The organism is Campylobacter sp. CN_NE2 (assembly GCF_027797465.1).
Classification (GTDB): Bacteria; Campylobacterota; Campylobacteria; order Campylobacterales; family Campylobacteraceae; genus Campylobacter_B.
In genome coordinates, this window is the sequence record NZ_CP115608.1 from 1,299,532 (window position 1) to 1,313,966 (window position 14,435).

Consider the following 14,435-nt stretch of genomic DNA (forward strand, 5'->3'; position numbering starts at 1 on the left):
ACGATTATAAAGCCTAACTTACTTTATAATTTTAATCTCTTTCCGTCTTAATCAAATAAATTAAATATTGTAAAAGCAAATTTAACTAAATTTAAATTTATAAATTAAATCTTTTATCTTTAACAAGGAAGTAATGCAAATTAGAATATTAACATAGTCTAATACTTCATTTTATTATGAAGTAAAAAAAGGTAAGCTACTAAGAGCAAACGGTGGATGCCTTGGCTAGTAGAGGCGATGAAGGACGTGCCAGGCTGCGATAAGTCTCGGGGAGCCGTCAAGGGGCTTTGATCCGGGAATTTCCGAATGGGGCAACCCAGTTAATAGTAATATTAACTACCTACGGGAGCGAACGAGGGGAATTGAAACATCTTAGTACCCTCAGGAAAAGAAATCAAAAGAGATTACGCTAGTAGCGGCGAGCGAAAGCGTAAGAGGGCAAACCACTAGCTTGCTAGTGGGGTTGTAGGACTGCATAAAAGACTAAAAGCAGATAGCAGAATAAACTGGAAAGTTTAATCATAGAGGGTGATAATCCCGTATGCGAAATCTCCTTTTTACTTAGCAGTATCCTGAGTAGGGCGGGACACGCGAAATCCTGTCTGAAGCCGGGTAGACCACTATCCAACCCTAAATACTACTACTAGACCGATAGTGCACAAGTACCGTGAGGGAAAGGTGAAAAGAACTGAGGTGATCAGAGTGAAATAGAACCTGAAACCGTTTGCTTACAATCATTCAGAGCCCTATGATTTATCAGGGTGATGGACTGCCTTTTGCATAATGAGCCTGCGAGTTGTGGTATCTGGCAAGGTTAAGGAAACCCGGAGCCGTAGCGAAAGCGAGTCTTAATAGGGCGCTAAGTCAGATGCTGCAGACCCGAAACGATGTGATCTATCCATGAGCAGGTTGAAACCGGTGTAAGAACCGGTGGAGGACCGAACCGACGGCTGTTGAAAAAGCTCCGGATGACTTGTGGATAGGGGTGAAAGGCCAATCAAACATCGTGATAGCTGGTTCTCTCCGAAATATATCGAGGTATAGCGTTGTGTCGTAATTATAAGGGGTAGAGCACTGAATGGGCTAGGGCATACACCAATGTACCAAACCCTATCAAACTCCGAATACTTATAATGTAATCACAGCAGTCAGGCGGCGAGTGATAAAATCCGTCGTCAAGAGGGGAACAACCCGGACTACCGACTAAGGTCCCTAAATCTTATTTAAGTGGAAAACGATGTGGAGTTACTGAAACAACCAGGAGGTTGGCTTAGAAGCAGCCATCCTTTAAAGATAGCGTAATAGCTCACTGGTCTAGTGATTCTGCGCGGAAAATATAACGGGGCTAAAATAAGTACCGAAGTCGTAGGTTTGCACACAATTTAGTTCTTTTAAATTTGACTAAATTTAATAGAAATTATATTTAAAACTAGCGTTAGCGGTTTTTGCATAAGCAAAAAAGTTTTAAAATAATTCAAGGATAAAATTAAGAGAGTTAAATTGTGTGCAAGCGGTAGGAGAGCGTTCTATTCAGCGTCGAAGCCATACCGGCAAGGAGTGGTGGAGCGGATAGAAGTGAGCATGCAGGCATGAGTAGCGATAAAATATGTGAGAATCATATTCGCCGTAAACCCAAGGTTTCCTACGCGATGCTCGTCATCGTAGGGTTAGTCGGGTCCTAAGCAAAGTCCGAAAGGGGTATGCGATGGAAAATCGGTTAATATTCCGATACCAATATTAGTGTGCGATGGAAGGACGCTTAAAGTTAGGGGAGCCAGCTGATGGAAGTGCTGGTCTAAGTGTGTAGGTTGAGTTATAGGCAAATCCGTAACTCTTTATCCGAGACATTAAAGGCTCTTGACGCTCTTCGGAGTAGATGGAGAATCCTTGATACTATCGAGCCAAGAAAAGTTTCTAAGTTTAGCTAATATTGCCCGTACCGTAAACCGACACAGGTGGGTGGGATGAGTATTCTAAGGCGCGTGGAAGAACTCTCTTTAAGGAACTCTGCAAAATAGCACCGTATCTTCGGTATAAGGTGTGCCTAACTTTGTTAAGGATTTACTCCGTAAGCAAAGAAGGTTACAACAAAGAGTCCCTCCCGACTGTTTACCATAAACACAGCACTCTGCTAACAAGCAATTGGATGTATAGGGTGTGACGCCTGCCCGGTGCTCGAAGGTTAATTGATGATGTCAGCTTTTGCGAAGCATCTGATCGAAGCCCGAGTAAACGGCGGCCGTAACTATAACGGTCCTAAGGTAGCGAAATTCCTTGTCGGTTAAATACCGACCTGCATGAATGGCGTAACGAGATGGGAGCTGTCTCAAAGAGGGATCCAGTGAAATTGTAGTGGAGGTGAAAATTCCTCCTACCCGCGGCAAGACGGAAAGACCCCGTGGACCTTTACTATAGCTTGACACTGCTACTTGGATAAAGATGCGCAGGATAGGTGGGAGGCTTTGATCCATAGACCCCGGTTTATGGTGAGCCATTGTTGAGATACCACTCTTCTTTATTTGGGTAGCTAACTAGCCTGAGTATATCCTCAGGTAGGACAATGTCTGGTGGGTAGTTTGACTGGGGCGGTCGCCTCCCAAAATGTAACGGAGGCTTACAAAGGTTGGCTCAAAGCGGTTGGAAATCGCTTGTAGAGTATAAAGGCATAAGCCAGCTTAACTGCGAGACACACAAGTCAAGCAGAGACGAAAGTCGGTCTTAGTGATCCGGTGGTTCTGTGTGGAAGGGCCATCGCTCAAAGGATAAAAGGTACCCCGGGGATAACAGGCTGATCTCCCCCAAGAGCTCACATCGACGGGGAGGTTTGGCACCTCGATGTCGGCTCATCGCATCCTGGGGCTGGAGCAGGTCCCAAGGGTATGGCTGTTCGCCATTTAAAGCGGTACGCGAGCTGGGTTCAGAACGTCGTGAGACAGTTCGGTCCCTATCTGCCGTGGGCGTAAGAAGATTGAGGAGAGTTGACTCTAGTACGAGAGGACCGAGTCGAACGAACCACTGGTGTATCGGTTGTTCTGCCAAGAGCATCGCCGAGTAGCTAAGTTCGGATGTGATAAGAGCTGAAAGCATCTAAGCTCGAAGCCAACTCCAAGATGAATCTTCTTTTAAGAGCTCAGAAAGACTATCTGTTTGATAGGCCGGATGTGTAAGTGATGAAAGTCATTTAGCTGACCGGTACTAATAGCTCGTTTGCTTATCTTTTTAAGCATTACTTCCTTGTTAAGGATAAAACTTGCTTCGTCTTGTGGCAATCTTTGTATGAGTTTCGTTGTTCGCTTCCTTGCGACGCACGATAAAGTGCGTCTCAGTCGCTCACAACTCACAACATACAAATCTTGCTCACAATACTCGCAACTTTAAATTTGAATAAATCAAATTTAATCCTTACGAGCAAAATTATTTTTATTAAGCTTGATGACTTTTGCAGTGTTAATTAAGCAAACTTTATAAGTTTCCTTAATTAACACTGTCCGTGACTATACAGATGAGGAAACGCCTTGCTCCATACCGAACCAAGAAGCTAAGCTCATCATGGCTGATGATACTATCCCTTACTGGGACGGGGAAAGTAGGTCGTTGCGGACTTTGTTGTTTATACTTTGTCTTTTTTTTGTCTTTCTTTCAAATTTCTTATCTTTTTTAAAATCTGAGGTTATTCGAAGTTTTTTTTCTTTCTTTTAAATTTATTATTATTTTTTGTTCTCAATTTTTTACATTTTAATTTATTTCAGCTGTTTTAATAGCATTATTTACTATCCGTTTTTTTTTTTTTGTATCCTTACGCTTAAATTTATAAAGAAGTAATATGTTTGATTTATTTAAAAAAACAATAAAAAATGACAAAAAAGATAATAGTAAAATACAATTTATTGTCATAACTGGCTTTGCTGGTAGTGGAAAGACAACTCTTGGTAAAGAGTTGGCAAAAAAGCTTGATTATGTTTATATAGATAAAGATACTGCTACTAGGCAATATACCGATTATGTATTGACACAAAACAATTCCGGTCCTTATGATAGAGAGAGTGAATTTTATGTGAATAATTTGAGAAATTTAGAATATGAAATTAGTTTTAAACTTTGTGATGAAAATTTAGAATTAGGTAAAGGCGTAATTTTAACAATACCTTTCATAGGAAAAATTCAAAATTATGATGATTTCAAAAATGAGATAGAAAAATATATTTCATTAGGGATAGATATAAGATTTATATGGATTTTACATAATGCAGAGTTAGAAAAAGAGAGAATTTATAATAGAAATGCAATTAGAGATCATAATAAGATGAAAGATTGGGATAAATATCAGTCTGGTATAGAAAAAATTACTCCCGACGAACGATACGGCGCTTTTATATTTAATAATGATATAGATATAAACTTTGATGAAGCAATTTTAGAGGTCATAAAATGGCTTTAATTATTTTTAGTGGTATGCCGGCTAGCGGAAAGGATACTATAACGGAACTTTTGATAAAAGATGATAATTTTATAGCATTCAAAAAACATAAAAGTGTTGAAAGTAGTGATATTTTAAAAGATACTTATTATAATATTTCAAAGTTGGAATTTGAGAAAAAAATAAAAAATAACGATTTTTTGCAATTTCATGAGAGATACGGACATTATTATGGTGTTGAGCGTAATGAGATTATGAAAAATATAGATAAACATCAAATAATTCATATAGGTAGAATTGAAAATTATTATATTTTAAAAGATAATATTTCTAAAATTCCAAATTCACCGAAAATTTATCATTTTTTACTTTGTGAAAATGCAGAACTATTAAAAGAAAGAATAATAAATAGAGAAAAAAATCAAAATGAAATGCAAAAACGAATTTTGGCATTAGAACAAGAATTTGATGATTTAAAAGATATTTTGCGTCAGATGCCTTTTGATTTGGTTATTAAAAATACAGATCAAATTAAAACAACAAATCTTATAAAAAAATTTATAAAAATAGATGAATCTTAATAATATCGATATGAAAGAATTACCAAATTTAAGAACAAAAATTGAAAAATTTGAAAATGATATTATAGAAAATAAAATTTTTGAAGACGAGCTAGAAATATATAAATTGAAAAATAATATCAAATTTAAAGATTGTAAATTTAAAAATTTTATAATTTTTAAAAATTGCAGAAATAAAATAAAATTTGAAAACTGTGAAATTCATAAAATTTCTTTTTATAGTATTGATGGAGAGAGTGTTTTTAATAATTGTAAAATTGAAATTTTCAGTATAGAAGATAGTAAAAAAACTAAAAAGATAGAATTTGAAAAAAGCGAAATTCAAAAATTTGTATCCGTAAATTCTTGCATAGAAAAACTAAATTTTCAAATGAATTCGTTTTGTGATAGTTGTGAATTTAAGAAAAGTTCGAAAGTGGATGATTTTATAATATCAAATTCTGTGATAAGCAAATTGTATAGCGAAAATTTTATTAGGATTAATATAAAAAGCAATGGAAAAATAGAAAAGTATTTTACAAATAAAATTGATTATCAACAAATAAGAGAATATATAAATTCCGCCTTTAAAGAAAAAAATAGGCAACATAGTATTAGTTCTCTTAAATATAATTATATGCTTACAAACGCAATTTACTTAGCAGCAAAAGATAGCAATAATTTCGTTCAATCTGATAATTGCTTGTGTTTTATCAGAAAATTAAATAGTTTAATTTATATAAAAGAAAATAAAAGTATATTCAAAAAAATTTTTGGTTTTTTAAATATTGCTATTTTACAAACAGTGTTTGGATGGGGTATAAAAATAACAAACAATATAATTAGTGCCATTGTGGTAATGGTGATTTTTGCAATTTTGTATAATAATTTTTCAAAACTAAATTTTATACAATCGTTGGAAATTTCTATAAATCGTTTTTTTAATATTTCAGATAATAATATAAAAATTTTACCTATTTTTGATACTTCCGAAAATATTATAGGCATTATATTGTTGGCGATTATAACCAGCGTTTTAGTAAGAAAAATAATAAGGTAAAAACAATGAAAATAGTTTTAAAATTAAGACGAGAAGATAGTATTTGGCAAAAATATATAAAAAAATTAGAAAAATTCGGCGAAGTTTATATTATATTTGAAAATAAAATATATGAAAATTTAGTGCTTTTTATGAAATGCGATATTTTAATTACAACTAATTTAAGTATCGATTTATTAAATAAAATGCAAAATTTAAAGGCTTTATTTATATTTAAAAGTGGTTTTGAGAATATACCTGTTAATGAATTAAAAAGAAGAAACATAGTATTTTTTAATTCTAATGCAAATTCAAAAAATATAGCAGAACACGCCATTGCCTTAGCCTTATCGCTTTTACACAGAATAAACGAATTTCATAGTGATTTACAAAATGGAATTTGGTATAGTGATACAAAAAATTATTTTTGGAAAAGTATTGGTGATTTAAATGTAGGTATTTTAGGATATGGCTCTATCGGTTCTGAAATTTACAAAATGCTTTCTAGTATGGTCAAGAAAATTTACATTATCAATCGTGGTAAAAAATATCCAAAAGGAATAAAACTTGTAGATGAATTAGATGAATTAATAAACAAATGCAATCTTGTATTTATTTCTTTACCGCTAAATGATGAAAATGTGAATTTGCTGTGTGAAGAAAAGTTAAAAATGTTTAAAGATAAGTATATTATAAATATTTCTAGGGCTCATATATGTGATGAATATTATCTTTTTAAATTGCTAGAAAACGGATATATAAAGGGCTTTGCTAGTGATGTTTGGTATAAAGAGGCTAATAAAAACGATAAAAAAGATAGAATTTTACCATCAAAATATGATTTTCATAAATTGCCAAATGTGCTTATGTCGCCACATTGTGCCACACATGAATATATGTCGCACGAAAAATATATTAGCGATATTATGAAAAAATGTTTAAATTTTTTAAAAAATTGTAAATAATTATTTCTAACTTTAATAAAAATTTAACTAAATTTAAACTTTTAAAAGTTAGAATCTAACTTTAATTTTCAGATAAAGGATTTAAAATGAAATTATCAAAAATTCTAGTTCTAGTTACGGCGGTGGCGAGCTTTGCGTTTGCGCAGATAAACCTTAACACAGCTACAAAAAAAGAACTTATGATGCTACCGGGTATTGGCGCAGGAAAAGCAGAAGCTATCATAGAATATAGAAAATCAAATAAATTTGAAAGAATTGAAGATATAAAAAACATAAAAGGTATCGGAAATAAAAGATTTGAAATGCTAAAAGATGATTTGAGCGTTAGTGGCGAAACCGATACGACAAATTTAAAATCAGTTGCCCAAAAAGAAAAAGCAAAAGCCGAAAGAAAGGCAAAAGCAAAAGCCAAAAAAACAGAAAAAAATGTCAAAAAGGCAAAAGATGAAGCCAAAGAAATGACAAAAGAAGCAAAAGATAGCACTAAAAAGGCTAAAAGCGAAACAAAAGAAAAAGTTAAAAAAGTAAAAGAAAAATCAGAAAAAACTGCAAATAAAGCAAAAGACGAAGTAAAAGAAAACGTTAAAAAAGCAAAAAAAGATTAATTTTTATCAATAAATTTATAAATCTTGGCAAATTCAGACTTTAAATTTGCCAAGATTGCATTAGAATTTTCATTACGATAGTGTGAAAGTTTTGGATAAGTAAAAGTTAGAGCGTGTAAAATTTCTTGTTAAATTTATTGTGCTACAAAACGAGCGTAAAGAAGTATTTAGTTTTACAATATAAAATAAAAGTGCAAAAAATATTTGCTTTATTTTTCAGCCTCCAAACGAAACTATGGTTGCGTCGTGTTTTGCTAGATATTTGGAAAAAACGACCATTTTAAAAGTAGATAATTAATTTCATTACTGTTATGAGTGAAAATTTATTAGTTAAATTTATAGTAAGCTCTTTTGTTGTAAAATTTGATTATAGTTATTATTTTATATTATCAAAATATATTAAATATTGATAAGATAAATTTAAGTTTTTTTGTTGTAAATTTTCAAAATAATTTCGTTTTAAAGGAGAAAAAATGAAAAAAAATATAGCAAAAGCTATGAGCGAGCATGCGGTCTTTGAGATGTATTCAGGTTACATTTATTTACAAGCTTCTTTGGTTATGGAGCGTGAAAACTACAAAGGTTATGCCGCGTGGTTATTTCAGCATTACAAAGAAGAATTTTCTCACGCAGAAGATTTTATTGCATTTTTGCAAAAACGCGACATCACGCCTGAGCTTGGGGATATTAAATTTAGCCCAGTCGATGTCAAAACTCCGCTTGAAGTAGCAAAACTTATCCTAGAACACGAGCAAAAAGTTACCGCTCGTATTTCAAAACTGCTCGAATTAGCTAGAAAAGAGGGCGATTACGCTACTGAGATTTTCTTACACTCTTACATAAGCGAACAAATCGAAGAAGAAGACATCGCTAAAAATAATCTTGATAGATTTGTATTGGCCGGGGACAATGTATCTGCTAGACTTAGCGTAGATCTGACATTTTCTGGCAAATAAAGGCTAACTTGGCGTATAAATTCCGCTTGGCTTTTGAATTTAGCTGGGCGGAATTTTACAAAAAAGATTTAAATTTATCAAATTTAAATCTTTTTTAAGCACTCTTTGAATATAATAATTTTTCTTTTTCGTGGTTGGATAGCTCAGTCGGTAGAGCAGCAGACTGAAAATCTGCGTGTCGGCAGTTCGATTCTGCCTCTAACCACCACTTTTTATTTCAGATAAAATTATGCAACGATTTGAAATACACATTAGCGATAAAATCTTTAAATTTGATAAATCAAAGCTAGATAAAAAAGACAAAAAATCATACAAATCCCGTAAAAATTCTGCTGATTTTTTGCTTTCTCGTTCTATTAAATCACGCATTAAAAAACGGGGCAAGTTTTGCATTTCGCATAAAAAATTTGATAGAAATTTGCAAAATTTCCATATCGCAGCTGTTGGCTTTTCAAATAAAAAATTTGGGATTGATTTGGAAATTTTAGCGGAGCGAGATTTTGACAGCGTGATTGATTTTTGTTTTAACGAATTTGAAAAAAATTTAATGCAAATTTGCGATAAAAGCGAAAAAACAATCCTTTTTTATCAAATTTACACCATCAAAGAAGCTATCATTAAGCTAGAAAATCTCGCATTTAGCGACCTTGCAAGGGTCGGGCTAAGCACAAATCAAAACGAAATCAAAGCCAAAAACCACAAAGGCAAATTTATAAATTTTAAAACTTATTTACTTTATAATAGATTTTTGATTTCTGTTTGTTTCAAGGAGTAAAAAATGTATGATGCTTTGGTAATTGGTGCTGGACCAAGTGGTAGCGTGACGGCGGCATTTTTGCACAAAGCCGGTCTTAAAGTGCGAGTTTTGGAAAAAGAAACCATGCCAAAATTCGTCATTGGCGAGAGTTTGCTCTCAAACTGCAACAACATCCTTGAAGAAGCAGGTCTATTAGACGCTGTTTATAACTACGGATTTCAATACAAAAACGGCGCAGCTTTTTCGTGGGGCGAAAAATACACATATATCGATTTTTGCGATAAATCAAGCGTTGGAAGCGGGACGACTTTTCAAGTCCCAAGGGCTGATTTTGACAAGCTTTTAATCGATGAAGTTCAAAAGTTGGGCGTAGAAGTAACCTACAAATGCGAAGTAAAAGCAGTCGATTTTAGCGGACAAAATGCAGTTTTAAGCGTGGAAAATAACGGCATTAGCGAAAATTTGCAAAGCAAATTTGTCCTTGATGCAAGTGGATACGGACGGATTTTGCCGACACTTTTAAATTTAGAAACGCCGTCGCATTTGCCACCTAGAAGTGCGTATTTTACGCATATAGAGGATAATATAACCGAGCCGCTTTATGATAGAAATAAGATTTTAATCACCACTCACCCCGTTCATAGAGATGTTTGGATTTGGTTGATTCCGTTTTCAAATGGGCGTTGTTCTATCGGCGTGGTTGGCGAAAAACATATCATAAATCCATCAAATTTAGAAATAAATTCTGAAAATAACGCCGAAATTCTTAAAAAATGCGTTTATGAATGCCCTATGCTAAAAAGGCTTTTAAACAATGCTCTCTGGGATACGCCTGTGCGAAATCTCAACGGATATTCAAAAAATGTAAGCCGTCTGTATGGCGATAAATACGCACTTTTGGGCAATGCGACTGAGTTTTTAGATCCTGTATTTAGCTCAGGCGTTACGATTGCATTGTATTCAGCTAAAATCGCCGCAAAATGCGTGATAGACGAGATCAAAAACGGCAAGGCTGATTGGGAAAATGATTACGCAAAAGAGCTAATGAGCGGCGTTGATACATTTAGAGTTTATGTCGATGGCTGGTATGATGGCAAATTCCAAGATGTGATTTATTATCCGAAAAAAGATCACAAAATCAAACGCTACATAAGCTCGGTTTTAGCGGGTTATGCGTGGGATAAAAGCAATCCATTTGTAAAAGATGCAAAAAGGCATTTAGATACCTTAGCTGAGCTTTGCAAATGAGATTTTTGATTGCCGTTTTTTTGGTTTTTTTGTTTTTTGGGTGTGCTGCTAAATTTACACTTAGCGATACGCCCAAATTTAGCCAAAAGCATTTTTTAGTAGAAAAGGACGGCGTAAAAAGCCAAATTTTTGCTAGAAGCGGCGATGGATTTTATCATTTTATCTGGCTTGATATGCTAAAAGCCCCGATTGCAAGGAAATTTTTGCATTTAAATAATTGCGGTGAAAAAATTTGCGCAGAATTTGAAAACGACGGATTTTTGCCGCCAAATAAATGGGCTGAAAATTTATTTTTGAATTTGCTTGAAAATATCGAAAAAAGCGAATTTGAGATAAATTTGCAAGGTCAAATTTACAAGGTCAAAAATGCAAATTTATCTAAGTAGCCCAGGTCTTATAAGCTCTGCCGGAAATGATACAAACGCCGTATTTAAGGCAGTTTGCGACAAAAACTCAGCCATAAAAAAAATAGAAAATTTTTATAATAACAAAAGCTTTGTTTTGGGCAAAATTTCGCAAAATTTAGATCAAATTTGCCCTAAATTTAAAGGAGATTTTGCAAATCGCACAAATCAAATTTTGTTTCTTGCTTTTATGCAGATTGAAAATGAGATTAAAAATGCGATTGCTAAATTTGGTTCGCACCGCGTCGGTGTGGTCATTGGCACGACCGTAACAGGCGTGCAAAGCAATTTTAAAGCCTTTGAAAATCACGCAAAAACGGGCGAATTTAAAGGATACAACACAGAGCAAAACTCTCAGGGAAATCCTGCGAATTTCGTGAGAGATTTTTTTGGCTTAAAAAGCGTTGCGGTGGGGATTTCGTCAGCTTGCACTAGCGGAAATAAAGCCGTAATCGAAGCTGCAAGGCTTATAAAAAGCGGGATTTGCGACGCTGTGATTTGCGGTGGGAGCGACGGGATCGATACTTTGACCGTCTTGGGATTTGAGAGTCTTGGAGTGCTAAGCGATGAGAGATTAAATCCGTTCTCTCTTAACCGAAAAGGCACGAATTTGGGCGAAGGAGCGGGAGTTTTTTTGCTAAGCCGTGATGAGATTTCAGACATTGCTTTGCTATCATACCACGCAAACTCGGACGCTTTTCATATAACCAAACCAAATCCAAATGCCACTATGCAAATTGAGGCGATAAATTTAGCCTTGCAAAAAGCGGGTTTGGACGAAGTGGATTATGTAAATTTACACGGCACAGGCACAAATGCAAACGACATTATGGAAAGCGTGGCGATAAGTTCGACGCTAAAAAACACGCCGTGTAGTTCGAGTAAGCCGATTTTTGGGCATACGCTAGGAGCTGCCGGTGCTATTGAACTTGGAATTTGCTTTCAAGCCATAAAAAACGGCATTTTGCCACCTCAAATTTACGATAAAGAGCAAATTTTGCCAAAAATAAATATAATAGATGAAAAAATACAGACAAACATAAAAACTGCGATGAATTTAAGCTTTGCTTTTGGCGGAGACAACGCAGTTAGCGTGATAGGAAAAATATGAATATAAAATCAATTTTGCCCCAAAGCGGATATATGGTTTTTTTGGACGAAATCAAAGAAATCAGGCAAGGCGAGATAGTTTGTGGTGTGAAAATTCCACCCAATTCGCCATTTGTAGAAAACGGACGACTTGAAAGCTGCACATATATCGAAATAATGGCACAATCAATCGCGGCGTATGCAGGAAGCAACGATAAAATCGAGCTTGGATTTTTGCTAAGTTGTCGCAAAATGGATATTTTCCGCCCTTTTGTAAATGTGGGCGATGAGCTAATCATAAAGGCAGTCGAGAGTCTAAGCGACGGGGCCGGAATGTTTGTGTTTGATTGTGAAATTTTGCTTAGCAATGAGTGCGTTGCAAGGGCGAGTTTGAGTGTGTTAAATCCAAGCAAAGAATTTTTAGATAAGGCGATAAATGAATAGGCGGGTTTTGATTACAGGTTCTAGTGCTGGGATCGGCAAGGCGTGTGCTTTAAGACTAGCAAAAGCCGGTTATGAAGTGGTTTTGCACGGGCGAAATTTGATAAATTTACAAGCCGTAGCGGATGAAATTTGCAAATTTAGCGGCAAAAAGCCTGAAATTTTAAATTTTGATGTCGCAGATACTGAGGGGGCAAAAGAAATTCTTACAAAAGATTTGCAAAACGGCGTGTATTACGGCGTGATTTTAAACGCAGGAATCACGCGAGATAACACATTTGCAGGGCTTGAAGAGATTGAGTGGAAAAGCGTAATTGATACAAATTTAAATAGTTTTTACAATGTGCTAAATCCCGTGCTAATGCCGATGATAAGGGCAAAAAGTCCGGCTAGAATAATCGTAATGAGCTCAGTTAGCGCAATCATGGGAAATCGCGGACAGAGCAATTACGCCGCTAGTAAAGCAGGCCTTATCGCAGCGGCAAAATCTTTGGCGATTGAGCTTGCAAGCAGGAAAATAACCGTTAATTGCATAGCACCGGGGCTAATAGATACGGCGATGACGGATTTGGGCGAATTAAAAGATGAGATAATCAAGCAAATTCCGGCTCGTCGCATCGGGGAAGCAGACGAAGTGGCGGCTTTGGCTGAGTTTTTGCTAAGCGAAAATGCTAGCTATATCACAAGACAAGTAATAGGAGTAAATGGCGGATTATGTTAAATAGGGTTGTTGTTACTGGTTTTGGAAATGTTTGTGCGTTTGGGCGTGAGTGGAGCGAGATAAGAGCTAAATTTGAAGCTAAGCAAAATGCCGTTAAATTTATGAGCGAGTGGGATAGATTTGGGAGTGAATTAAATACTCGCTTAGCCGCTCCGATAATAAACTACGCACCGCCTTCGCAGTGGGATAGAAAACAACTTCGCTCTTTGGGGATAGTTTCTCAATACGCCGTCGAAGCAGCAGGACTAGCCTTAAAAGATGCTGGACTTTTAGATGATGAGAGCATAAAAGACGGGCGAATGGGCGTGGCAGCAGGGTCAAGCACAGGAAGCACAGAAGCCATGTCTCAGGCGGTTACTTTGCTACTTGGCATGGAGAGCAATTTTAATGCAAACACATATATAAGAATGATGCCACACACCACAGCAGCAAATATTTCTATTTTTTATGGGCTAAAAGGTCGCATGATTCCGACAAGTTCGGCTTGTACGAGTGCAAGTCATGCCATAGGATACTCTTATGAAGCCATAAAATACGGACAAATCGATATGATGTTAGCAGGTGGCGCAGAAGAGCTTTGTCCTAGCGAAGCCTTTGTTTTTGATAGATTGTTTGCGACAAGTTGCAAAAATGATGCGCCAAAAACCGCTCCTGCGCCGTTTGATGCGGATAGAGACGGGCTAGTTTTGGGCGAAGGCGGATCGATGCTAGTTTTAGAGAGTTTAGAAAGTGCAAAAAAAAGAAATGCCAAAATTTACGCTGAAATTGTAGGTTTTGGATCAAGTTGTGATGGCACTCACATCACTAGACCGCAAAGTGCCACGATGAAAGAAGCTATGCGTTTAGCTTTAAAAGATGCAAATTTGACGCCTGAAAAAATCGGCTACATAAACGCTCACGCCACAGCTACCAAACAAGGCGACATTGCAGAAAGCCATGCTACAAATGAGCTTTTTGGAGATAAAGTAGCAATTAGCTCACTTAAAAGCTATCTTGGCCATACTTTGGGGGCGTGCGGGGCATTGGAGAGTTTTTTTAGTATAATGATGATGAAACAAAGTAGGTTTTATCCAAATTTAAATTTAAATAAAGTAGATTGCGAGTGCGCAAATTTAAACTATTTGCGCGATATTACTGAGATAAAAACCGAATTTGTAATGAATAATAATTTCGCATTTGGCGGGGTTAATACATCTTTGATTTTTAGAGATTTTAAAGAGTAAATTTAAAGGA

The 14,435-nt window shown here is 35.5% G+C and carries 13 protein-coding genes, 1 tRNA gene and 2 rRNA genes; all 16 read left to right on the forward strand.

Annotated features, from left to right (window positions below; translation table 11 throughout):
* Positions 1-189 precede the first annotated feature (189 nt).
* The 16 genes from PF028_RS06540 (at position 190) to PF028_RS06615 (ending at position 14,425) form a co-directional block, all read left to right on the forward strand.
* Positions 190-3,219: ribosomal RNA gene (locus PF028_RS06540) — 23S ribosomal RNA — on the forward strand.
* 267 nt (positions 3,220-3,486) lie between these two features.
* Positions 3,487-3,603 (forward strand): 5S ribosomal RNA (rrf, locus tag PF028_RS06545).
* Positions 3,604-3,823: 220 nt separating this feature from the next.
* Complete coding sequence (locus PF028_RS06550; protein WP_270861464.1) at positions 3,824-4,438, forward strand: AAA family ATPase; 615 nt, start codon at positions 3,824-3,826, stop codon at positions 4,436-4,438.
* A complete protein-coding gene (locus PF028_RS06555) occupies positions 4,429-4,998 on the forward strand; it encodes a hypothetical protein (protein WP_270861463.1) in 570 nt (189 codons plus the stop codon). The genes PF028_RS06550 and PF028_RS06555 overlap by 10 nt, the downstream gene beginning before the upstream one ends.
* A 10-nt stretch (positions 4,999-5,008) precedes the next feature.
* Positions 5,009-6,037 carry a hypothetical protein gene (locus PF028_RS06560; RefSeq protein WP_270861462.1) on the forward strand — a complete coding sequence of 343 codons (1,029 nt, stop codon included), beginning with the start codon at positions 5,009-5,011 and terminating at the stop codon, positions 6,035-6,037.
* Positions 6,038-6,042: 5 nt separating this feature from the next.
* Positions 6,043-6,981: an NAD(P)-dependent oxidoreductase gene (locus PF028_RS06565; protein ID WP_270861461.1), complete on the forward strand. Its 939-nt coding sequence runs from the start codon at positions 6,043-6,045 to the stop codon at positions 6,979-6,981.
* Positions 6,982-7,067: 86 nt separating this feature from the next.
* Positions 7,068-7,586: a ComEA family DNA-binding protein gene (locus PF028_RS07765; protein ID WP_270861460.1), complete on the forward strand. Its 519-nt coding sequence runs from the start codon at positions 7,068-7,070 to the stop codon at positions 7,584-7,586.
* A 473-nt stretch (positions 7,587-8,059) separates the two neighbouring features.
* Positions 8,060-8,542 carry a ferritin gene (locus tag PF028_RS06575; protein WP_270861459.1) on the forward strand — a complete coding sequence of 161 codons (483 nt, stop codon included), beginning with the start codon at positions 8,060-8,062 and terminating at the stop codon, positions 8,540-8,542.
* A gap of 132 nt (positions 8,543-8,674) precedes the next feature.
* Positions 8,675-8,750: transfer RNA gene (locus tag PF028_RS06580), tRNA-Phe, on the forward strand.
* A 21-nt stretch (positions 8,751-8,771) separates the two neighbouring features.
* Positions 8,772-9,317, forward strand: coding sequence for a 4'-phosphopantetheinyl transferase superfamily protein (locus PF028_RS06585; protein ID WP_270861458.1), 546 nt, complete (start codon positions 8,772-8,774; stop codon positions 9,315-9,317).
* Positions 9,318-9,320: 3 nt separating this feature from the next.
* A complete protein-coding gene (locus PF028_RS06590) occupies positions 9,321-10,547 on the forward strand; it encodes an NAD(P)/FAD-dependent oxidoreductase (protein WP_270861457.1) in 1,227 nt (408 codons plus the stop codon).
* Positions 10,544-10,933 (forward strand): hypothetical protein, encoded by a 390-nt coding sequence (locus tag PF028_RS06595; RefSeq protein ID WP_270861456.1) that lies wholly within the window; start codon positions 10,544-10,546, stop codon positions 10,931-10,933. Before PF028_RS06590 ends, PF028_RS06595 begins: the two co-directional genes overlap by 4 nt.
* On the forward strand, positions 10,914-12,062 hold the full coding sequence (locus tag PF028_RS06600) for a beta-ketoacyl synthase N-terminal-like domain-containing protein (RefSeq protein ID WP_270861455.1): 1,149 nt from the start codon (positions 10,914-10,916) through the stop codon (positions 12,060-12,062). Before PF028_RS06595 ends, PF028_RS06600 begins: the two co-directional genes overlap by 20 nt.
* Positions 12,059-12,484: an ApeP family dehydratase gene (locus PF028_RS06605; RefSeq protein WP_270861454.1), complete on the forward strand. Its 426-nt coding sequence runs from the start codon at positions 12,059-12,061 to the stop codon at positions 12,482-12,484. Before PF028_RS06600 ends, PF028_RS06605 begins: the two co-directional genes overlap by 4 nt.
* Positions 12,477-13,202, forward strand: coding sequence for a 3-oxoacyl-ACP reductase FabG (fabG, locus tag PF028_RS06610; protein ID WP_270861453.1), 726 nt, complete (start codon positions 12,477-12,479; stop codon positions 13,200-13,202). Before PF028_RS06605 ends, fabG begins: the two co-directional genes overlap by 8 nt.
* Positions 13,196-14,425, forward strand: coding sequence for a beta-ketoacyl-ACP synthase (locus tag PF028_RS06615; protein ID WP_270861452.1), 1,230 nt, complete (start codon positions 13,196-13,198; stop codon positions 14,423-14,425). Before fabG ends, PF028_RS06615 begins: the two co-directional genes overlap by 7 nt.
* Positions 14,426-14,435 lie beyond the last annotated feature (10 nt).

Coding starts and splice junctions, on each gene's coding strand:
- PF028_RS06550 (WP_270861464.1), top strand. CDS start 3,824: ATGTTTGATTTATTTAAAAAAACAATAAAAAATGACAAAAAAGATAAT.
- PF028_RS06555 (WP_270861463.1), top strand. CDS start 4,429: ATGGCTTTAATTATTTTTAGTGGTATGCCGGCTAGCGGAAAGGATACT.
- PF028_RS06560 (WP_270861462.1), top strand. CDS start 5,009: ATGAAAGAATTACCAAATTTAAGAACAAAAATTGAAAAATTTGAAAAT.
- PF028_RS06565 (WP_270861461.1), top strand. CDS start 6,043: ATGAAAATAGTTTTAAAATTAAGACGAGAAGATAGTATTTGGCAAAAA.
- PF028_RS07765 (WP_270861460.1), top strand. CDS start 7,068: ATGAAATTATCAAAAATTCTAGTTCTAGTTACGGCGGTGGCGAGCTTT.
- PF028_RS06575 (WP_270861459.1), top strand. CDS start 8,060: ATGAAAAAAAATATAGCAAAAGCTATGAGCGAGCATGCGGTCTTTGAG.
- PF028_RS06585 (WP_270861458.1), top strand. CDS start 8,772: ATGCAACGATTTGAAATACACATTAGCGATAAAATCTTTAAATTTGAT.
- PF028_RS06590 (WP_270861457.1), top strand. CDS start 9,321: ATGTATGATGCTTTGGTAATTGGTGCTGGACCAAGTGGTAGCGTGACG.
- PF028_RS06595 (WP_270861456.1), top strand. CDS start 10,544: ATGAGATTTTTGATTGCCGTTTTTTTGGTTTTTTTGTTTTTTGGGTGT.
- PF028_RS06600 (WP_270861455.1), top strand. CDS start 10,914: ATGCAAATTTATCTAAGTAGCCCAGGTCTTATAAGCTCTGCCGGAAAT.
- PF028_RS06605 (WP_270861454.1), top strand. CDS start 12,059: ATGAATATAAAATCAATTTTGCCCCAAAGCGGATATATGGTTTTTTTG.
- fabG (WP_270861453.1), top strand. CDS start 12,477: ATGAATAGGCGGGTTTTGATTACAGGTTCTAGTGCTGGGATCGGCAAG.
- PF028_RS06615 (WP_270861452.1), top strand. CDS start 13,196: ATGTTAAATAGGGTTGTTGTTACTGGTTTTGGAAATGTTTGTGCGTTT.